Below are 20575 nucleotides of genomic sequence, written 5' to 3'. Positions count from 1 at the left end.
ACAGATGAGGTCGTACAGATGAGGCCGTACAGATGAGGCCGCGCGCATGAAAGCGGTCGCCGTCCGCTTGGCCCGTGCCGAATGGGGGCTCCTGTACGAGACCGTGCGGTCGGCCCTCACGCGGCGGCGCCTGCGGGCGATCCCCGTGACGGTCGCCGCCGTCTGCCTCGCGGCCGTCGTGCACCTCGTGCACCAGCAGTCCTGGGGCTACCGGCTCATCGAGAACGTGGGTGCCGTCCGCGCCGACGACCCGCTCTGGCTCGCGCTGCTGCGCACCCCGCTCTCCCTCTTCGTACCGGCGCTGCATCTGCCGGTGTGGGGCGCGCTGGCGCAGATCCTGATCGTGTTCGGGATCGCGGAGATCTGTCTGGGGCGACGGCGGACGGTGGCGCTCGCGTACGTCGCCACGCTCACCGGCACGCTGTACGCGCGCGTGGGCATCGCGCTCGGGCCGGACGTCCTCTTCGTGGGGCTGCCCGCGTCGGACGCGCGGGTCGTGGACACCGGTCCGTCGGCGGCCGTGGTCGGGCTCGCCGTGTTCGTGGGGTTGCGCCACCGGGCGTACGTCACGGCGGGCGCGGTCGCCCTGGCGATGGTCGTCGAGGTGCTGGCGAAGGAGAACCTCGCGGGCAAGGAGCATCTGGCGGCGATCGCGGCCGTGCTGGTGGTGTACGGGGTCGTGGCCGTACGTCAGCGACGCTCGGCCGGACCGGACGGACGTGACGAACCGGCGGGCCCGGCGGGACCGGACGGACCGTACGGACCGGCGGGACCGGACGGACCGGCCCCGGAGGCCGACTCCGCGTCCGGGGTGCCGCCGATCCAGTTCTGAAAGCGGCGGCTGGGGCCCGCCCAGCGGCGGTCGTGACGGTAGGCGCGCCGCCAGGCCCGGGCGCGGGTGCGCGGGCGGCGGCGGTAGAAGCGGCGGGCCCAGACGGAGGTGGGGCGGGCCAGGCGGATGGCGCCGATGACGGCGATGAACGGGATGACCACGCCGAAGATCGCCGTCCGGGCCTTGCCCTTGCTGAGGGCGATCAGGGCGATGAGGAAGTTCGTCCCCATGCTGACGATGACGGCGCCTCGGTCCTGGAGTTCCTCGTCGTCGAGGTCGTTGACGCCGAAGGGGAGGAAGCCGATCAGCATCAGGCCCACCAGGGCGGCCGTCAGCACGACCATCTCGACGCTCTTGCGGCCCTCCTCGCTCCAGTACACGTCGTCGAGATGCAGGATCAGCGCGAACTCGTCCAGCACGAGGCCCACGCCCATGCCGAACAGCACGGCGGAGATGAGCGCGCCGAAGCCGTGCCCGTCACTGGCCACCGCGCCGAAGCCGCCGACGACGGTGAGGACGACACCGGGGACGACGTGGTGGATGTGTACGCCACCGCTGCCGCTGATGTTGCGGAACGGGCCCTTGCCCGCCCGGATCAGACGGGTGATGAGCCTGGTGGTCAAGAACGTCAGTACGAACGCGGCGAGCGCGAGGAGCAACGGCAGTTTGCCCGGCTCGATGACGTTCCGTTCCCACCAGTGACCCATATGCGAACTTTATCCACCACCGCCCCTGAACGCCGCCGAGCCCGCCGGGTAGCCTGCGCCGGTGTCCACGACCCCCGAGCCCGAGCCCGAGCCCACGCTCTCCGACGGCCTCCGTTTCGCCTTCGGCACCCTGACTGTCCTGCCGGTGACGGTGAACCGCTGGGACCGCGAGGCGGCACGCGTCGGGATGCTGTGCGCGCCCGTCGCCGGGCTGGTCGTCGGCCTGGTCTCGGCCGCGCTCGGCGGTCTTCTCCTGGTCCTGGGGGCGGGTCCGTTGCTCGCCGCCGTGGCCTCCGTCGCCGTACCGGCCGTCCTCACGCGTGGCCTCCACCTGGACGGGCTCGCCGACACCGCCGACGGACTCGGCAGCGGCAAGCCCGCCGAGGACGCCCTGCGCATCATGAAGCAGTCGGACATCGGGCCGTTCGGGGTCATCACCCTCGTCCTGGTGCTGCTGGCCCAGGTCGCCGCGCTCACCGAGGCGTACGGGGAGTCCTGGGCGCTGGGCGCGTTCGCGGCGGCCGTCTCGGCGACAGTCGCCCGGCTCGCCCTGACCCTGGCCGCGCGCGCGGGCGTACCGGCCGCCCGGCCCGACGGGTTGGGGGCGGCGGTGGCGGGGGTCGTACCGGTCCGGGGCGCGCTGCTCGTGGCAAGCCTCGTCGGGTGCGCGGCGGCGGGCGTGGGGGCGTTCTTCGGGCCGTACGACATCGGCCGTACGGTGCTCGCGGTCGTCCTCGCCTGTGGTGCCGCCGAGTCGCTGCTGCGGCACTGCACACGGCGGTTCGGCGGGGTGACCGGCGATGTGTTCGGCGGGCTGGCGGAGACCGCGGCGACGGCGGCGCTGGTCGCGTTCACCCTCGGGTGATCCCGGGACGGCTCCCCCGCCGTTCCCCGGGCGTCAGCAGGCCTCGCGCCACACCCCCAGCTCCCACTTCTTCAGCAGCGAGCTGAGCTCCAACCGCCGGGCCTCGGGGCAGAAGTCGCCCGTCTTCATCTCGTACTCGACGTGGAAGACCGCCTTGCCGGCCTCGATGAAGGGGGTCAGGTCGTCGCACTCCTCGTACTGGGCGCACTGCTCGTTGACGGCGAAGTCGAAGTCGTCGACGAGTTCGGGGATCTGGTCGAGGTCGTTCTTGAGGCCCACCGCGAGGCCCCGCTCGTGGGCGAGGCGGGCGATGAGCCGGTTGTAGCGGAGCTGGTCGGCGGCCTTGAGGGGGAAGCCGGTCTTGTTGCGGTAGCCGTCCATGTTGTCGGGCTCGACCGCGTCGAAGCCCTTCTCCGCGCACATGTCGATACGGGCGGCCATCAGGGGTTCGAGGACGTCGGTCTCACGGATGTCGAGCCAGCGCTCGCCCTCCCAGCCGTTGCTCTCGCCTATGACCGATTTCGGGAACTCGTCGGCGTCCGGGCGCCAGTCCTCCCAGGCGCCGGTCGACAGATAGCAGATGACCTTGCGGCCGTCGTCGTGCAGCTCGGCGACGGTGTCCGCGGAGTGGTCGAAGCCGTCGATGTCGTACACGGGTACGTCGACGGAGGTGTCCAGACGCCCGCTGAGCTGCCACTGCCAGTCCGTGCCGGGCTCCGGCCGCCAGCGGGCGCCCTCGCCGGTCTCCCGGCCGGTGCCCGGCTTGTCGTCGGAACCGGCTGTGCATCCGGCGACCAGCAGGAGTACGGACAGCAGGGCGCTGCGGGCGAGGACGCGGCTCATCAGGTGGGCTCCAGGGCGTGCGGCAACGTACCCCAGGGATGATCCCCTACACCGGGGACCGCGCAGTGCACGGAGGCGCCCCGGGTCAGGGCGAGGCCGCCGACGTCGATGTCCGGCGGCACCCCGTACACCAGATGGCACACCTGCGAGCCGAGGCCGCGGGTGCCGCCCGGCCATGGCGTGAGCGGCTGCTCCCGGTACGTCTCCCAGGTGCCCTCGAAGGTGACGACGAGGTCGGCGATCCGGGCGTAGGCCGGGTGCGGCGGGGTGCCGTGGTTGAGGACGAGGGTGGCACGGCCCGCGCCCCAGACGGCCGCCGCGAGCCGCCGGTAGTACTCGAACTCGCCCAGTCCGGCGGCCACTTGGTCGAGGAAGGTGCCGTCGGTGCCGTACCAGGCCTGATATCTGGTCAGGTCCCTTATGACCTCGGTGACGGGTCGGCGGCCGTAGCCGGTGTCGGCGTACCCGAGGAGCCGTACGCCCGCCGCCCGCAGCCGGCCCGCGACCCGGATGAACGCCGGGTCGGGGGCCCCGCCCGGGCCGCCGGCCGGGTTGAGGACGACGCCGTAGAGCCGGGGTGCGGCCGCCACCAACGCGTCCCACTCGGCGGGGCGGTCGGCGGGGTGCTCGTAATAGGGAACCAGGAGGGAAGGGCGGGAGGGGCGTGCCGGCACCCCCGCCCGGCTCTCGGCTCTTGTCGGAGTTCTCATCGGTGAGCCGTCGCCCTCCCCAGCAGTCCGCAGACCAGGCCCGATTGGAGCACGGCCGCGACGCCGTACACGGTCGGGCCGACCAGATGCGGATCGCCCGAGTACACCACCAGGGCCACGGTCTGGGCGAGGGCGGCGGCGCAGCACAAGGTGGCCGCGCACTGGACGGCGCCGAAGGACTGCAGGAGCAGGCCGGTCCAGAGCACCGCGCCCAGCAGGAGCAGGCCCGCGAGGCGGACGCCGTCGAGGCCGGGGGCCTGCGGCCACATCGCGGCCGTGGCGTGGGCCAGGACCAGGAGGGCGGCGAGGTAGCCGGCCAGGCACTGGACCAGGGTCACGGCGGTGGCGCGCCAGAAGGCGCCCGGTGTGCCGGTGGAGCGCAGTCCGGCGAGGCCTCCGCTGCGGAAGCGGTACAGCAGCCATTCGGCGGGGCCCATGCTGAGCGTGAGCGCCACGGCGGCGGGTGTGGCGACCGCGCTGTGCTCCTCGCCGGCGAGCACGTCGCCGAGCGCCGCGTACAGCACGAGCACACCGGTGCCGAGGCCGAAGAAGGCGTACGGGAGGGAGGCGGAGAGCCGGGGAGAGGCCGGGTCCTTCTCCGTGGTGGCGCGGGGGGTGCCGAAGGACAGCAGGGCGGCGAGTCCGGCCCGTCGGCTTCCGGTGCCCGACTCCTTCATGGCGGGCGCGACTTCGTGGGCCGCGAGGATCACTACCGCCGACAGGGACCCGGCCAGCAGGGTGAGTCTCGACCAGTCGGGCACCTGCTGCGCCAGGGCGAACAGGGCGCCCGCCGTCATCGGCAAAAGGCTCTGCAGCAGGGCCCGTTCGCGGCCCATGACCAGCAGAACGGTCGCGGCGCCGAGATAGCAGGACTGTCCGGCGGCGAAGGCCACCGCGCCCGGGTCGCCGCCGCCCGCCGCGAGGAACGCGACCGCCGTGCCGAGGAGCACACCGACCGGGGCCCCGAGGGCGAGGGAGCGGCGGCACGCGTCGCGGTCGCCCAACCCGAGCCAGGAGTACGCCCGGTGGGCGAGCCCCTGGTTCCACATCCAGCCGCACAGGGCGCCGGCCAGCAGCGGGACGGTACCGGCGGGAAGGCCGAAGCCGTCGCGGGGGCCGGCGAGAAGGGGTGCGCCCAGGACGTAGGCGAGGCCCGGGAGGGCGAAGACCACGCCTCTGAGCAGGCAGCCCAGCAGGCCGATCTGCCAGGGGTCGTGCGCGGGGCCGTCCGGTTCGGGGTAGCACCGCTCGACGCGTTCGTACAACTCCTCGGCCAGGGCGAAGGAGTTGCGGCAGCCGTACCGTTCGCGGGTCCGGTCGTCCGACATGCCGTCGGACTCCAGCAGGGCCGCTATCTCGTCCGGGTGAACGGCGGCCGCTATGAACTCACGGTGCTGGTCGGCGAGTTGGTCGATGGGATCGGGCTTGGCCCAGGGCGGCCTGCGGCGCTGCCGAGGAACGGCGGGGAGAGTGTTCCGCTGTGCGCCCGGGGGCGTCGGGAGGCTGCCGCTCACCAGTCGGTTCCGTCCGTCGCCACGGTCCGGTACCAGGGGTCGCGCAGCTCGGCGGTCCAGTCGTCGACCGTCTCCAGCGCGGGCTCGTACACGACCTCGTCCCGGCCCGCGAGTTCCAGATAGATCGTGCGGAAGGCGTCCACGGACCGGCGCAGGGTGAACCGGTCGATGACGCGTCGGCGGGCCAACTCGCCCAGCCCGAGGCGGCGTTCGTCGTCGTGGAGGAGGGTGAGCGCGGCGGCGGCCAGCTGTTCCGGCTCGCGCGGGGGCACCACGAGTCCGGTGTCGCCGACGGCCTCACGGACCCCGCCGACGTCCGTCGAGACGGTCGTACGGCCGCAGGACATGGCCTCGATGAGGGAGAACGGGAAGCCCTCGGAGATGGAGGACAGCATCACGAGGTGCCCGGCCGCGTACGCGCGCCACACCTCGCCGATGCGGCCCTCGAAGGTGAGCCCGTCCGTGACACCCAGTTCGGCGGCGAGTTTCTCCAGCCCGGTGCGGTACTCCTCGCCGCCGGGCGGCACGGGTCCGAACAACCGGAGTCTGGTCTCGGGGAGTTCGGCGCGGACCATGGCGTAGGCGTGCAGCAGGGTCTCCAGATCCTTGATGGGGTCGACGCGGCCGCACCAGGTGAGGGTGGGCACCTCGGGTTCGGGGCCGGCGTGCGGGAAGGCGGCCGGGTCGACGCCGTTGTAGACCGTGCGGATCTTGTCGCCGTCGGCGCCGCCGCGCTCCTCCCAGCGGCGGTTGTACTGGTTGCAGGGTGTGATCAGGTCGGCGGCGCGGTAGCCGAGCCTGGTCAGCTCGCGGTGGAAGCCGAGCATGAAGGCCTTCACGGGCCAGCGCTGGTCGCCGCTGCGGTGGCCGAGGTAGCGCTCGCGCAGATAGATACCGTGCTCGGTGAGGAGGAACGGTACGCCGTCCAGCTCACGGGCGGCGAGCGCGGGCAGGGTGGCCAGGCCGCCGCTGACCGCGTGGGCCACGCTGTTCTCGGGGATACGGGCGCCGAGCGGCCGCAGGGCGTGTTCCAGCAGGTCCGTCGCGGTGAGCGCGTCGTGGACCGTGGGGCCGGCGGCGGCCGTCGGCAGATGCGGCATCGTCCAGATCCACATCAGCGAGCGCAGCGCGGACTCGGTGCGCAGGGCCGCCGACAGGCGTCCGTCGCGGGCGAGTTCGGCCAGCTCGTACAGCGCCTCCCCGAAGTCACGGGACGCCTCGGGGTCGAGGACGGAGAGCAGGAGCCGTTCGTAGGAGTCGGTGAAGCGGCGGCGGGCCGCGCCGTACGGGGCACGGGCGCGGCCGGGGCGTGGGCCCCAGGTGGGTACGGAGGTGTGCCGGTACACGTTCGGCGGCAGTTCCCAGGTCACGGGTTCGCGGCCGGTGCCGGTGAGCGACACGAGGTGGAACTCTACGTCGGGCATGCCCTTGACGAGCTGGTCGCACCAGGTGCTGACCCCGCCGTGGACATGCGGATAGGTGCCTTCGGTGAGCATGGTGACATGACGGCCGGTGCGCATCGCTGCGCGGCTCCCCCCTGTTGTGCGCATCGCTGCGCGGCTCCCCTGTTGTGCGGATGATGTGCGGGGAACCGCGGCCCCGGACCCCGACTGCGGGTCTGTGGGGGCTGGTCGTGCAGTTCCCCGCGCCCCTTTCGGGGCGGTGCCGCTGGACCTCGTCGCAGCTCTAAGGCAGCTTGAGCTTGACGGCGGTCTGCAGCGGTGCGCGCGTGGTCCAGGCCGAGCGCGCTCCCGCGTACGGCGTTCCGAACGCGGTGGTCCCGACGGCGAGTTGCCTGACGGTCCCCTCGGGCGCGGTCACCGGGATCTCGGTCCCGGACGGCGCGGTCACCGTCACCGTCGTGCCGGTCCGGTACGCCGTGACGGTGCCGTTCGCGACGGCGGTCTGCCAGGCGGCCCGACGTTTCAGCTCGGTGCCGACACTGCTCTGCCGCGGGTTCTCCAGCGGCGTGTCGGCGGCGAACAGCGCCCGGTAGTCGGCGAGCACCTGGTCCAGAACCGGGTAGAGCAGCCGCTCCTCGGCCAGGTTGGACTGGTGCGCGTAGTGCGGTCGCGGGTCGTTGCCGGTGGCGTGCAGCAGGGCGGTACGGACCTCCTGCGGGACGATGTGCGACGCGTAACCGGTGGTGGGGTCCAGCGGGGCGGCCAGACAGGTGGAGGTCGCGTTGTTCTCGCAGACCCCGCTGCCGCCGTCGGCCGCCGAGGTGTAGACCCAGTTGTACTCGTCGACCATCTCCGCGGCCGTGCCCACGTTGTAGTACACGTTCATCGGATGGCGCGGCACGGTCAGGGCGGCGCCCACCGAACGCTGGCCCGGCTCACGGGAGTTGTCGGAGGCGATCCATGTGACAGCGTTGTCGGCGAGCGCGCCGGCCAGGTTCGGGTTGTCGTCCGGCTGCTGCGGCAGCGTCCTCAGCCCCGAGTGCTCGCCCGTCACCAGCTCGTCCCGCCGCACGGGCAGACCGTGCGCGACCCCCCAGTCGTGGTTGTCGCGGATCTGCCCGGCGATGTCGGCACGGCCCAGATAGCGGGTGGAGCCGTCCGCGTTCTTCGCGCAGCTCCATGGGACGGTCGAGGTGTCCTGGACGCAGCCGAGGTACTGGTGCGTGTAGGTGTGGTTGATCCAGCGGTAGGCGTTCTTGTCCGCGAGCAGTCGGTCGGTGAGGGCGTCGGTGCCGCCGTTCGCCGCCTTCCACTCCTCGCCGCTGCCCCCGTTGTAGACCATGTCGAGGGTGAAGCCGCTGGACTGCTGCCACTGCTTGGCGTACTCGGCGTCGGCGGCGGTCATCCGGATCGGCTCGGTCCCCTCGCCCTCCCCGCCGCAGTTGAAGCTGCCGGGGGTGCAGTCGTGCTCGGTGTCCCAGCGGCTGTCGGGCGCGAACACGTCGTCGATGTGGACGGCGAGGTAGTTCCGGCTGCGTCCGAGGTGCACGCCCTCCGTCAGCCACTCGACGATCCCCCGGGCCAGCACCCGGAACTGCCGCTGGTGCTGGTTGTAGGCGAAGGTGACGACCAGTTCGCGGCGCCCGTCGTGGGTGTACTCGCCGACCAGGCTGCCCCGGCCGCTGCCGCCGGGCACGGCGATGTCGAGATAGCTGGTGTAGCCCGCCCGGGGCCGGGCGACGAAGCCGTAACTCTCCTGGAGGGACGTGGAGTTGTCCTCGAACGGGAGCTGGCCGTCCAGATAGCCGAAGGGGCCCGTCCGGCCGGCGTCGGTCACCGCGGCCTCGCGGCCGTCGAGGGTGCCGGCCCAGCCGCCCTCGCTCGTGTAGTCGAGCCCGACGCCGGGATGCGCCCAGGTGTAGGCGTCGACCTGCGGGATGCCGTAGGTCCGCTCGTACGCCTCCAGGGCGGTCTGCTCGGCCGAGCCCGCACCGAACGGGGCCTCGTTGGGCAGGACCACGCCCTGGAACTTCGCGCGCGGCGTGCCGTCCACCGTGCCGCTCAGGAAAGCGGCGTCGATGGTCGGACGGTTGGCGTCGTCGAGGTTCACGCGGGTGTACGGGATGCCGGTGCTCTTCAGCTCCGCGGTGATGGCCTGGACGGGGCTGTCGCCGTTGTCCACGACCAGGACCTCGAGGTCGATGCGCGGTGTGGCCGCGGCCGACGCCTCGGGTATGCCCAGGCCCGCCGCCAACAGGCTCGCGGTCGCCACGACCGCGGCGGCGTTTCTCCATCCGGGCACACTGTGCGCCATGTTCGCCCCTCCCCCAGAAGTTCAAACCGATGAGCTGATCACTCACGGCCGGGACGAGTGTGACCCAGGTCATGGCATAAGAGGGCACAGAAATGACCATGACGCCACATAGGGGTGAACGCCCGCAGGAGTGATCGAAATCAGGTGGCCCGGCGACAAGGGATCCCCCTATGCCGAAGACATGGGGATCTCCCTGCACGGGCGGAGCCGAAAGTCGGGGAGGCTGGTCGCAGCGGACGCCGTGCGGGCGGCGCGTGCACAACCGGCCCGCGCCCAGGTCCGATGGGCCGAACAAGGGCCTAGGCTCGTTCACGGCACGTCGACCCATCCGTTCGGCCACCGAAACTCAATCGGAAGCGAGATTTCACCACCGTGACTGCTCTCACTCTCAGCACCGCCGCCGCGTCGGGCCTCCGTGCCGACGCGATCGTGGTCGGTGTCGCGAAGGGCGCCAAAGGCCCGGTCATCGCGCCGGGTGCCGAGGCCGTGGACAAGGCATACGACGGCAAGCTGGCCGGCGTCCTGACGACCCTCGGCGCCTCGGGCGCGGAGGGCGAGGTGACGAAGCTGCCCGCGCCGTCCGGTTTCAAGGCGCCGCTCGTGGTGGCGGTGGGCCTGGGCTCGGTGCCCGAGAAGGACGTCTCGTTCGGCGCGGAGACGCTGCGCCGCGCGGCCGGTGCCGCGGCCCGTGCCCTGTCCGGTACGAAGAAGGCCGCGTTCGCGCTGCCCGTCGAGGACGCCGACGCCGTGGGCGCCATCGCCGAGGGCGCGCTGCTCGGCGCGTACTCGTTCGACGTCTACAAGGAGACCGCGCCTTCGAGGAACGCCCCGAAGGCGAAGAACGGCAAGGCGCCGCTCGCCGAGGTCGCCCTGCTCGGCGCCAAGCCCCGGGACAAGGCCCACAAGGCGGCCGCCGAGCGCGCGATCGCGGTGACCGAGGAGCTGAACCGCGCCCGCGACCTGATCAACACCCCGCCGAACGACCTCGACCCGGAGGCCTTCGCCGCCGTCGCGCAGACCGCGGCCAAGGAGCACGGCATCAAGGTGACCGTGCTCGACGAGAAGGCGCTCGCCAAGGGCGGCTACGGCGGCATCCTCGGCGTCGGCGCGGGCTCGGCGGCGACGCCCCGGCTGGTGCAGCTGTCGTACACCAGCCCCAAGGCGCAGAAGCACCTGGCGTTCGTCGGCAAGGGCATCACGTACGACTCGGGCGGTATCTCGCTCAAGCCCGCCGGGCACAACGAGACGATGAAGTGCGACATGAGCGGCGCGGCCGCCGTGTTCGCCGCGGTGGTCGCCGCCGCGCGCCTCGGCCTCGAGGTCAACATCACGGGCTGGCTCGCCCTCGCCGAGAACATGCCGTCCGGCTCCGCCACCCGCCCGGGTGACGTGCTGCGCATGTACAGCGGCAAGACGGTGGAGGTCCTGAACACCGACGCGGAGGGCCGGCTCGTCCTGGCCGACGCGCTCGCCAAGGCGTCCGAGGACAAGCCGGACGCGATCATCGACGTGGCGACGCTGACCGGGGCGATGATGCTGGCGCTGGGCAACCGGACGTTCGGGATCATGGCCAACGACGACGCGTTCCGTTCCGCGGTGCACGAGGCGGCGGAGGAGTCCGGGGAGCCGGCCTGGCCCATGCCGCTGCCGGACCACCTGCGCAAGGGCATGGACTCGCCGACCGCCGACATCGCGAACATGGGTGAGCGGTACGGCGGTGGGCTGGTCGCCGGGTTGTTCCTGAAGGAGTTCGTGGGCGAGGGGATCACCTGGGCGCACCTGGACATCGCGGGGCCGGCGTTCAACGAGGGGGGTCCCTTCGGGTACACGCCCAAGGGTGGGACCGGGACGGCTGTTCGGACTCTGGTGCGGCTGGCCGAGCGGGCTGCCTCCGGCGACCTGGGGTGACACCTACCAGCTCGGTTCGTCCTGCAATAGGGCGACTACGGGCCGTATGTGGCTGATCGCGCAGTTCCCCGCGCCCCTTTCAGGGGCGCGGGGTTTTCTGTGCGACGTCTCACACAGCAGCCCGGCGTCTCGTTCGGCGTGGACAAGTGCGAAGATGGGGCTCGGCAGGACAGGGCCCCCACCACAGGGCCGAAGAAGAGCGGCCGGACACCCAGCCGCCGCCCGGTCATGGACGACCGGCGTACGGCGCACATGCATGGAGGACGTGACGTGGCGAACGACGCCAGCACCGTTTTCGACCTAGTGATCCTCGGCGGTGGTAGCGGTGGTTACGCCGCGGCCCTGCGCGGGGCTCAGCTGGGCCTGGACGTCGCCCTGATCGAGAAGGACAAGGTCGGCGGTACCTGCCTGCACCGGGGGTGCATCCCCACCAAGGCCCTGCTGCACGCGGGCGAGATCGCCGACCAGGCCCGCGAGAGCGAGCAGTTCGGTGTGAAGGCCACCTTCGAGGGCATCGACGTCCCGGCCGTGCACAAGTACAAGGACGGGGTGATCTCCGGCCTGTACAAGGGTCTGCAGGGGCTCATCGCCTCCCGCAAGGTCACCTACATCGAGGGTGAGGGCCGCCTGTCCTCCCCGACCTCCGTCGACGTGAACGGCCAGCGCGTCCAGGGCCGCCACGTCCTGCTGGCGACCGGCTCCGTGCCGAAGTCGCTGCCGGGCCTGGAGATCGACGGCAACCGCATCATCTCCTCGGACCACGCCCTCGTCCTGGACCGTGTACCGAAGTCGGCGATCGTCCTCGGCGGCGGTGTCATCGGCGTCGAGTTCGCCTCCGCCTGGAAGTCCTTCGGTTCGGACGTCACGGTCATCGAGGGCCTCAAGCACCTCGTCCCCGTCGAGGACGAGAACTCCTCCAAGCTTCTTGAGCGCGCCTTCCGCAAGCGCGGCATCAAGTTCAACCTGGGCACCTTCTTCTCGAAGGCCGAGTACACCCAGGACGGTGTCAAGGTCACCCTTGCCGACGGCAAGGAGTTCGAGGCCGAGGTGCTGCTGGTGGCCGTGGGCCGCGGGCCCGTCTCCGCCGGTCTCGGCTACGACGAGCAGGGCGTCGCGATGGACCGCGGCTACGTCCTCGTCGACGAGTACATGCGCACGAACGTCCCGACCATCTCCGCCGTCGGTGACCTGGTCCCGACGCTCCAGCTCGCGCACGTCGGCTTCGCCGAGGGCATCCTGGTGGCGGAGCGTCTGGCCGGCCTGAAGACCGTTCCGATCGACTACGACGGTGTGCCGCGGGTGACGTACTGCCACCCGGAGGTCGCTTCCGTGGGTATCACCGAGGCCAAGGCCAAGGAGATCTACGGCGCGGACAAGGTCGTCGCTCTGAAGTACAACCTTGCGGGCAACGGCAAGAGCAAGATCCTCAACACCTCGGGCGAGATCAAGCTCGTCCAGGTGAAGGACGGTGCCGTGGTCGGCGTCCACATGGTCGGCGACCGCATGGGCGAGCAGGTCGGCGAAGCCCAGCTGATCTACAACTGGGAGGCGCTCCCCGCCGAGGTCGCCCAGCTCATCCACGCCCACCCGACGCAGAACGAGGCGATGGGCGAGGCCCACCTGGCCCTGGCCGGCAAGCCGCTGCACTCGCACGACTGACCCTCGGTCGACGAAGCGACGATCCAGACTTCCGCAATTCCTAAGGAGCAACAGAAACCATGGCGGTTTCCGTAACCCTTCCGGCGCTCGGCGAGAGCGTCACCGAGGGCACTGTCACCCGCTGGCTGAAGGCCGAGGGTGAGCGCGTAGAGGCCGACGAGCCGCTGCTCGAGGTGTCGACCGACAAGGTCGACACCGAGATCCCCTCCCCGGCCGCCGGCATCCTGGCGTCCATCAAGGTCGCCGAGGACGAGACCGTCGAGGTCGGCGCCGAGCTGGCCCTGATCGACGACGGCACGGGCGCGCCCGCCGCCGCCCCCGCCCCGGCCGCCGAGCCGGCCGCCGCTCCGGAGCCGGCCCCGCAGGCCACGCCCTCCACCGAGCAGGCCGCCCCCGCGCCGGCCCCGACCGCCGAGGCCACCGCCGGCGCCGGCTCCGCCGAGGGCACCGACGTGGTCCTCCCGGCGCTCGGCGAGTCCGTCACCGAGGGCACCGTCACCCGCTGGCTCAAGGAGGTCGGCGACTCCGTCGAGGCCGACGAGCCCCTCCTCGAGGTCTCCACGGACAAGGTCGACACCGAGATCCCGGCGCCCACCTCCGGTGTGCTCCTGGAGATCACGGTCGCCGAGGACGAGACCGCCGAGGTCGGCGCCAAGCTGGCCGTCATCGGCGCCCCGGGTGCCGCTCCGGCGGCTGCCCCGGCCCCGGCCGCCCCGGCTCCGGCGCCCGCCGCCGCTGCCCCGGCCCCGGCTGCTCCCGCGCCCGCCCCGGCCGCCCCTCCGGCTCCGGCTCCGGCCCCCGCGCCGGCCGCCCCCGCCGCTCCGGCTCCGGCGCCCGCCGCCGCTGCTCCGGCCGCGCCGGCTCCCGCGCCCGCTCCGGTCGCCCCGGCTCCGGCCGCTGTTCCCGCGGCGGCCAAGGCCACGGACGAGGGCGCGTACGTCACCCCGCTGGTGCGCAAGCTCGCCGCCGAGAACGGTGTCGACCTGGGCGCCGTCAAGGGCACCGGCGTCGGCGGTCGTATCCGCAAGCAGGACGTCATCGCCGCCGCCGAGGCCGCGAAGGCCGCTGCCGCCGCTCCGGCGCCGACCACCGCCGCCGCTCCGGCCGCCAAGAAGGCGCCGGCCCTGGAGGCCTCTCCCCTCCGTGGCCAGACCATCAAGATGCCGCGCATCCGCAAGGTCATCGGCGACAACATGGTCAAGGCGCTGCACGAGCAGGCGCAGCTGTCGTCGGTCGTCGAGGTCGACGTCACGCGCCTGATGAAGCTGCGCGCCCGGGCCAAGGACGCGTTCGCGGCCCGTGAGGGTGTGAAGCTCTCCCCGATGCCGTTCTTCGTCAAGGCCGCGGCCCAGGCGCTGAAGGCCCATGCGCCCGTCAACGCCAAGATCAACGAGGGCGAGGGCACGATCACCTACTTCGACACCGAGAACATCGGTATCGCGGTGGACTCCGAGAAGGGCCTGATGACCCCGGTCATCAAGCACGCCGGTGACCTCAACATCGCCGGTATCGCCAAGGCCACGGCGGAGCTGGCCGGCAAGGTCCGCGCCAACAAGATCACGCCCGACGAGCTGTCCGGCGCGACCTTCACGATCTCCAACACCGGTTCGCGCGGCGCGCTCTTCGACACGATCATCGTGCCGCCGGGCCAGGTCGCGATCCTCGGCATCGGCGCCACGGTCAAGCGCCCCGCCGTGATCGAGACGGAGGAGGGCACGGTCATCGGCATCCGCGACATGACCTACCTGACCCTCTCCTACGACCACCGTCTGGTCGACGGCGCCGACGCGGCCCGTTACCTGACGGCCGTCAAGGCGATCCTGGAGGCGGGCGAGTTCGAGGTCGAGCTGGGCCTGTAACAGCCACGTCTGTCCGAACGGTGCCCCCGCCCGGAGTTTCCGGGCGGGGGCACCGTTTTCTGTCATCGGCGACCGGGACGGCATGGCCGGTACGGGTCTTTACAAAACGGCCTCCCATGGCAGCGTGTAAGTCTCGTCTCACCTGCGCGAAAGCGCCCCCGTGCGCCTCTCACCGGCGGGGTCGCGGCTTTATTGTCTAGAGGTCACCGCCCCAGGGGCTCTGTCCCCCGCCGAAGGAGCCCGCATGACCTCCGCGCCCGTCGTCCACTCGCTGCGCGAACAGATCCGCGAGCACATCGTGGAGGGGATCGTGAGCGGGCGGTGGAAGCCGGGTGAGCGGATCGTGGAGCGGCGGATCGCGACGGAGCTGGAGGTCAGCCAGACACCGGTACGGGAGGCGTTGCGCGAGCTGGAGTCGCTGCGGTTGATCGAATCCGCGCCGAACAAGGGCGTACGGGTACGGAATCTGACCGCGGCCGACCTGGAGGAGAGTTACCCCGTACGGGCCGGGCTGGAGGCGATCGCGGCGGAGCTGGCGGCGGAGAGGCTGGCCGAGGACTGCTCGGCGCTCGAACCACACGTCGCCGCCCTGTACGAGGCCGACCGCAACGCCGACGGCACGTCCCAGGTACGCCACACCGTCGGCTTCCACCGCGCCATGGTCCGCGCCGCCGGCAACTCCGTCCTCCTGCACACCTGGGAGGGGCTGGGCATCGAGGTGTTCACGGCACTGTCCATCCGCTGGCTGGGGACGGTCCAGCAGTCGTACGCGGAGGAGCACCAGGCCCTGGTCGAGGCGTTCCAGCGGCGGGACCCGGAGATCGGCCGCCTGGTGAAGGAGCATGTGCTGGGGTGCGCTCCCCGCGCCGCCGGCGATTCCGCCTGATGGTCCCGTTCAGGTCCCCTCTTCGGCCCAGTCGGCCCGCCAGCGCAGGACGATGCCGCTGAGGCGTGCCCATACTGAGGAGAGCCGTGTGTTCTCCCGGGGCCGTTCTCCGGGCTGTTCTTCGAGCTGCTGTTCGGGCTGCTGTTCGGGCTGTTCTTCGAGCCGTTGTTCGGGGTGCCGACGGCGACCCCTGGTCGAGGGTGGAGGGCCGTGTGATCTGGCCAGTGCGCTCCCGGTCCGGAATGTCCGGACTCTCCGGCACGCTCCGCTCGGCCGCGGAGATGCTGGCCGCCGTACCGGCGGCCCTGCCGGTGGTCGGTCCCGCGCTGCGGCCCCGTACACCCGGGCTCTGGCCGACCGACGGCGGCGTGCAGGTCGCGGTGCGGCACCTGGGCGGGCCCGGGACGGCCGGTGCGGCGCGTGAGGTCGAGTCCGCTCTGCGCGAGGTGCCGGGGGTGAGCCGCGCCGAGGTCAACGGCACGCTGGGCTGTGTCTACGTCGGCTGTCTGCCCGGGACCGACCTGGAGCGCGTCGCCGCCCTGGTCTCCGCCGCGGACGCCGTCGCTCGGGAGGAGATTGCCGCCGCGCCGGACCGGGACACCGGAGGTCCGGCCGAACGCGCCGACGGCGAGAGCGAGTCGGGACACCGGAACGCGGTGGCGGACGACGGTCCCGCCGGGACCGGGGCGCGGCGGGCGCCGCGTCCGGCGGGCTTCCCCGGGGCGGCGGGGCCGCGGCTCGCCGCGACCGTACAGCTCGCCGCCGGTGTGGTGGCGCTCGGGGTCGCATCGGTCGGCAACCTGCTGCGGCTGCGCGGCCTGCCGCCGGTGGTGCTCTCGGCGGTCCAGCTCGCGGAGGCGACGCCCGGCGTGCGCGAGGGCGTCGCCCGGCGGGTCGGTGAGACGGCCGCGGAGCGGGGCTGGGCCGCGGCGAACCTCCTGCTGACGACGTTCACGTTCCGGCCGCTCGGTGCCGCGGTGAGCGTCGTGCTGGCCGGCGGCCGGTACGCGGAGACGCAGGCCCGCCACAGGGCGTGGGAGCAGTGGGCGCACCGGCTGGCGGCGCACGAGGGGACGTACCGCCATGACGCGGTACAGGCTCACAAGCGACCCGCCCCGCTGCCCCCGGGACCGGGCGAACGGTACGCCAACGTGGCGGTGCCGGCGTCCCTCGCGGCGTACGGACTGACCGCCGTGGGCAGGCTCGGCCATGACCGGGGGCTGGCGCTGCTGACCGCCGGGACGCCGAGGGGCCCTCGGTTCGGCAAGGAGGCGTTCGCCTGCTCGGTGGCGCGGACCGCCTCCGACCGGGGAGCGCTGGTGCTGCGGCCGGAGGCGTTGCGCCGACTCGACCGGATCGACACGGTCGTCCTCGACGCCCGCGTGCTGGCCACCGGCGGGTGGACGGTCGAGCACGTGGTGCGCCTGACCCCACAAGGCGCGGCACATGAGACAGGTGAAACCGGCGGGACTGCCGAGACCCCCGGGACAGCTGACACCGGCAAGGCCGGTGAGACCGCCGACACCGGCCGGACCGCCGAGGCGCAGGAGACCACCGGCACAGGCAGGGCCGCCGAGGCGGCGGACGGCCCGGACGACGACGAGTTGCACGCGCGGATCCACGAGCTGATCGAGTCGGAGCGGCCGCGGCGGGGGCGGCACGGGCGGGGCCGCGGTTCCGTGCCGCCGCCCCGGCGGACGGGCTGGGAGTTGCGGCCGTTCACCGGCAGGGACACCGGCCCCGGCGGCGACGCCGTGGTGCCCGAGGAGACGGTGGCGCAGACCGCGCGATGGGCCGAGGAGGGGGCGCGGGTCCTGCTCGTCGTGCGGGACGGGACACCCGTCGCCGTGGCCGGTCTGATCCCCCAACTGCACGCGCTGGCCCATCACTTGGTGCGGGCGGCGGGTGAGTGCGGCCAGGTGCGGCTGGTCGGCGGACCGCCGGGGCTGCACCTCAGGTTCGGGCTGCCCGAGCCGCTGCCCACCGGGCACCGTCGCACGGCCGCGCTGGTCCGCTCCCTGCAGGCGGACGGCCATGGCGTGGCGGTGGTGTCGGCGCGCACCCGCCGCGCACTGGCCCGTGCCGATCTGGGCATCGGCGTGATCACCGGCCCGCGTCATGTGCCGTGGGACGCGGATGTCGCCGCCCGGCCCGACGTCGTCCACATGCTGCTGACGGCCCTGCCGGAGGCCCGGCGGATCGGCGTGCTGTGCACCCGTCTGGAGGGCGTCGGCGCCCTCACGGGCGGGGCTCTCGGCCTCTTCTCCCCGCGTCCGGGGGCCTGGAGGCGGGTCCGTCTGGTGACCGACGCGGTCACGGTCGCGGGGATGACGGCCGGTTTCTGGGCGGGCCGGCGGCTGCGCGCCCGGCCGGCCCCGGCGGTCGTCGAGCGCACGCCGTGGCACTCCATGACGGTGCGTCAGGTGATGGCGCGTCTGGGCACCTCCTCCGAAGGGCTGGACGAGGCGGAGGCCACCCGGCGCCGGGAGTCCGAGGACCGTGACCGGCACGACGGTGCCCTCACCCTCGTCGGCAGGATCGCGGAGGAGTTGGCCAATCCCCTCACCCCCGTGCTGGCGATCGGCGGTGGCATCTCGGCGGCGCTCGGCTCCGTACTGGACGCCGTGCTCATCGGCGGCGTCCTGGGGGTGGACGCGCTGGTGGGCGGCGTGCAGCAGGAGCGGGCCGACCATGTGGCGCGGCGGCTGGTCGAGGCGACCTCGGTACGGGTGAACGTGCGCCGAGCCGGCCAGGAGGAGGCGGTGGAGGCGGCCGCCGACCTGCTGGTGCCCGGCGATGTGATCGAGCTGCGGGCCGGTGACGCGGTCCCGGCCGACTGCCGGGTGGTACGGGCGACGGGTCTGGAGGCCGACGAGTCCAGCCTGACGGGCGAATCGGAGCCGGTCGTGAAGACCGCCGGGCCCAGCGCCGCCCGGGCCGTCGCCGACCGTACCTCCATGCTCCACCAGGGCACGACCGTGGCGGCCGGCCACGCGCTCGCCGTGGTGGTCGCCGTCGGCAACGCCACCGAGGCGGGCAGCGCGGCCGGGACGGACCTCGAGGAAGGACCGCCGGAGAGTGGTGTGGAGCGGCGGTTGAAGGGCCTGGGCCGGTGGTTCCTGCCGCTGTCGGTGGCCTCGGGCGTCGCCCTGTTCGCCGTCGAGCTGCTGCGCAGACGGCCCCTGGGCGCGGCCCTGGGCTCCGCGGTCAGCCTGTGCGTCGCCGCCGTGCCCGAGGGGCTGCCCTTCGTGGCCACGGTCGCGGAGCTGGCGGCGGCCCGCCGGCTGTCCGCTCGTGACACCCTCGTCCGCAGCGCCCCCACCATCGAGGCGCTCGGGCGTACCGATGTGCTGTGCTTCGACAAGACGGGCACGCTCACCGAAGGCCGGATCAGCCTGCAGCAGGTGTCGGACGGGCTGGAGCGGGGCTCGCTGGAGCGGGGTGCGCCGGACCGGCTCGGCCCGGCGCTGCGCCGGATCGTCGCCACCGCCGCCCTGGCGGGCCCGACGGGCCCGGCCGCTTCGCTCGCCCACCCCACCGACCGGGCCATCGCGGCCGGGGCCGAGCTGCTCGAGGCCGCGCCCACGCGGGCGGCCGGGCTCGCCTCGGACACCTGGGACCGGGTGACGGAGCTGCCGTTCGAGCCCGGGCGCGGCTTCCACGCCGTGCTGGGGCGCTCCGGCGGCCGGGCGCGGATCGTCGTCAAGGGCGCGCCGGAGGTCGTCCTGGCCCGCTGCGACCGTATCCGGCGCGACGGCGACAGCCGGCCGTTCGACGACCGGGCACGGGAGGCGATCGAGGCGGAGACCGACCGGCTGGCCCGTCAGGGCCTGCGGGTCCTGGCGGTCGCCGAGCGCGTCCTGCCGTCGGACGCGCCGCAGGACGACGGCGAACTCGCCGAGCTCGCGGACGTCAGCGACGAGAACCTCGACGGCCTGTGTCTGCTGGGCCTGCTGGGCCTCGCGGATCCGGTACGGGTCACCGCGGCCGAGAGCGTACGGCGGCTGGCTCTGGCCGGGGTGCGCATCGTCATGGTCACCGGGGACCATCCGAGCACCGCCGCCGCGATCTCCAGGGAGCTGCGGCCGGACGAGGAACCGCGCCTGATGACCGGCACGGAACTGGACGCCCTCGACGATGCCGCGCTCACCCGCAGGCTGCCGGACGTCACGGTGTTCGCCCGGGTCACCCCGGCCCACAAGGTCCGTATCGTCACCGCGCTGCGCGCGGCCGGCCGGACGGTCGCGGTCACCGGTGACGGCGCCAACGACGCGCCCGCCATCCGGATCGCCGACGTCGGCATCGCCCTCGGTTCCCGGGCGACTCCGGCGGCCCGCTCGGCCGCCGACGTGGTGATCACGGACGACCGCATCGAGACCATCGTGGACGCGATCGTCGAGGGCCGGTCCATGTGGGCCTCGGTGCGCAAGGCGCTGGGCATCCTGCTGGGCGGCAACCTCGGGGAGATCGCCTTCACCCTGGCGACCAGTGTGCTCACGGGGCGCAGCGCGCTCAACGCCCGTCAGCTCCTCCTGGTCAACCTGCTCACGGACATGCTGCCGGCCATGGCGATCGCCGCCCGGCCGTCGGCCGCTCGCCCCGACAAGCTCCTCGCGGAGGGGCCCGAGGCCTCGCTCGGGGCCGCCCTCATCCGCCACATCCGGCTGCGCGCCGTGGTCACGACGGCGGCCGCCGCGAGCGCCTGGGTGGTCGCCCGGGCGACCGGGACGCGGGGGCGCGCGGACACCGTCGCCCTGGTCGCCCTCGTCTCCTCCCAGCTGCTCCAGACGCTGGCGGACGCGGGCCGCGATCCGGTGGTCGCGGCGGCCGTGGTGGGATCCCTGGTGGCGCTGGCCGTCGTGGTGACCGTGCCCGGGCTCAGCCACTTCTTCGGCAGCCGGCCCCTCGGCCCCACGGGCTGGACCATCGCCCTGGTGTCGGCGGTGGGCTCGGTCGCGCTGCCCGCCGCCCTACGGCTCGTCGTACCGGCACAGGGGACTCCAGAAAGCGGAAGTTCACCCTCCGGCAACCCGGGTGCCGCCTCCCGGAAGCCGTGAAACCGCACAAAGGAGTGG

At 72.9% G+C, this 20575-nt stretch carries 12 protein-coding genes and 1 pseudogene; 7 read left to right on the top strand and 6 right to left on the bottom strand.

All coding sequences use genetic code 11. The features are described from left to right. Positions 1-46: 46 nt before the first annotated feature. Positions 47-721 (top strand): annotated as a pseudogene (locus tag JIX56_RS34095) (hypothetical protein); the annotation flags it as partial. Here JIX56_RS34095 and JIX56_RS34090 read toward each other — a convergent pair. Next, positions 691-1539: a hypothetical protein gene (locus tag JIX56_RS34090; protein ID WP_306819897.1), complete on the bottom strand. Its 849-nt coding sequence runs from the start codon at positions 1537-1539 to the stop codon at positions 691-693. The pseudogene JIX56_RS34095 and the gene JIX56_RS34090 overlap by 31 nt on opposite strands. A 61-nt stretch (positions 1540-1600) precedes the next feature. On the opposite strand from JIX56_RS34090, the gene JIX56_RS34085 reads away from it, so the two are divergent. Beyond that, positions 1601-2404: an adenosylcobinamide-GDP ribazoletransferase gene (locus tag JIX56_RS34085; protein ID WP_257546307.1), complete on the top strand. Its 804-nt coding sequence runs from the start codon at positions 1601-1603 to the stop codon at positions 2402-2404. Positions 2405-2437: 33 nt separating this feature from the next. On the opposite strand, the gene JIX56_RS34080 is transcribed toward JIX56_RS34085, so the two are convergent. The 5 genes from JIX56_RS34080 to JIX56_RS34060 all read right to left on the bottom strand — a co-directional run bounded on the left by JIX56_RS34080 (position 2438) and on the right by JIX56_RS34060 (position 9188). Beyond that, positions 2438-3247: an endo alpha-1,4 polygalactosaminidase gene (locus JIX56_RS34080; RefSeq protein ID WP_257546305.1), complete on the bottom strand. Its 810-nt coding sequence runs from the start codon at positions 3245-3247 to the stop codon at positions 2438-2440. Further along, the gene (locus tag JIX56_RS34075; protein ID WP_257546304.1) at positions 3247-3957 is read right to left on the bottom strand and encodes a spherulation-specific family 4 protein; all 711 of its coding nucleotides are present in this window, start codon (positions 3955-3957) and stop codon (positions 3247-3249) included. The genes JIX56_RS34080 and JIX56_RS34075 overlap by 1 nt, the downstream gene beginning before the upstream one ends. Next, on the bottom strand, positions 3954-5471 hold the full coding sequence (locus JIX56_RS34070) for a hypothetical protein (RefSeq protein ID WP_257546302.1): 1518 nt from the start codon (positions 5469-5471) through the stop codon (positions 3954-3956). Before JIX56_RS34070 ends, JIX56_RS34075 begins: the two co-directional genes overlap by 4 nt. Further along, positions 5468-6991, bottom strand: a complete 1524-nt coding sequence (pelF, locus tag JIX56_RS34065; protein WP_257546300.1) for a GT4 family glycosyltransferase PelF — start codon at positions 6989-6991, stop codon at positions 5468-5470. Before pelF ends, JIX56_RS34070 begins: the two co-directional genes overlap by 4 nt. Positions 6992-7157: 166 nt before the next feature. After that, complete coding sequence (locus tag JIX56_RS34060) at positions 7158-9188, bottom strand: hypothetical protein (RefSeq protein ID WP_257546299.1); 2031 nt, start codon at positions 9186-9188, stop codon at positions 7158-7160. Between the two features lie 372 nt (positions 9189-9560). Here JIX56_RS34060 and JIX56_RS34055 point away from each other — a divergent pair, with 372 nt between their 5' ends. The 5 genes from JIX56_RS34055 to JIX56_RS34035 all read left to right on the top strand — a co-directional run bounded on the left by JIX56_RS34055 (position 9561) and on the right by JIX56_RS34035 (position 20557). Continuing rightward, the gene (locus tag JIX56_RS34055) at positions 9561-11096 is read left to right on the top strand and encodes a leucyl aminopeptidase (RefSeq protein ID WP_257546297.1); all 1536 of its coding nucleotides are present in this window, start codon (positions 9561-9563) and stop codon (positions 11094-11096) included. A gap of 270 nt (positions 11097-11366) precedes the next feature. Next, the gene (gene lpdA, locus JIX56_RS34050) at positions 11367-12755 is read left to right on the top strand and encodes a dihydrolipoyl dehydrogenase (protein WP_257546295.1); all 1389 of its coding nucleotides are present in this window, start codon (positions 11367-11369) and stop codon (positions 12753-12755) included. Positions 12756-12814: 59 nt separating this feature from the next. Then, the gene (gene sucB / locus JIX56_RS34045; protein ID WP_257546293.1) at positions 12815-14614 is read left to right on the top strand and encodes a 2-oxoglutarate dehydrogenase, E2 component, dihydrolipoamide succinyltransferase; all 1800 of its coding nucleotides are present in this window, start codon (positions 12815-12817) and stop codon (positions 14612-14614) included. A gap of 244 nt (positions 14615-14858) precedes the next feature. Then, positions 14859-15500, top strand: coding sequence for a GntR family transcriptional regulator (locus JIX56_RS34040; RefSeq protein ID WP_257546291.1), 642 nt, complete (start codon positions 14859-14861; stop codon positions 15498-15500). A gap of 242 nt (positions 15501-15742) precedes the next feature. Further along, complete coding sequence (locus tag JIX56_RS34035) at positions 15743-20557, top strand: HAD-IC family P-type ATPase (protein ID WP_443032078.1); 4815 nt, start codon at positions 15743-15745, stop codon at positions 20555-20557. Positions 20558-20575: the final 18 nt, after the last annotated feature.

Source organism: Streptomyces sp. CA-210063 (assembly GCF_024612015.1).
Taxonomy (GTDB): Bacteria; Actinomycetota; Actinomycetes; order Streptomycetales; family Streptomycetaceae; genus Streptomyces.
The sequence above is the reverse complement of the archived record's forward strand: the minus strand, read 5'-3'. Positions and strand labels throughout refer to the sequence as shown.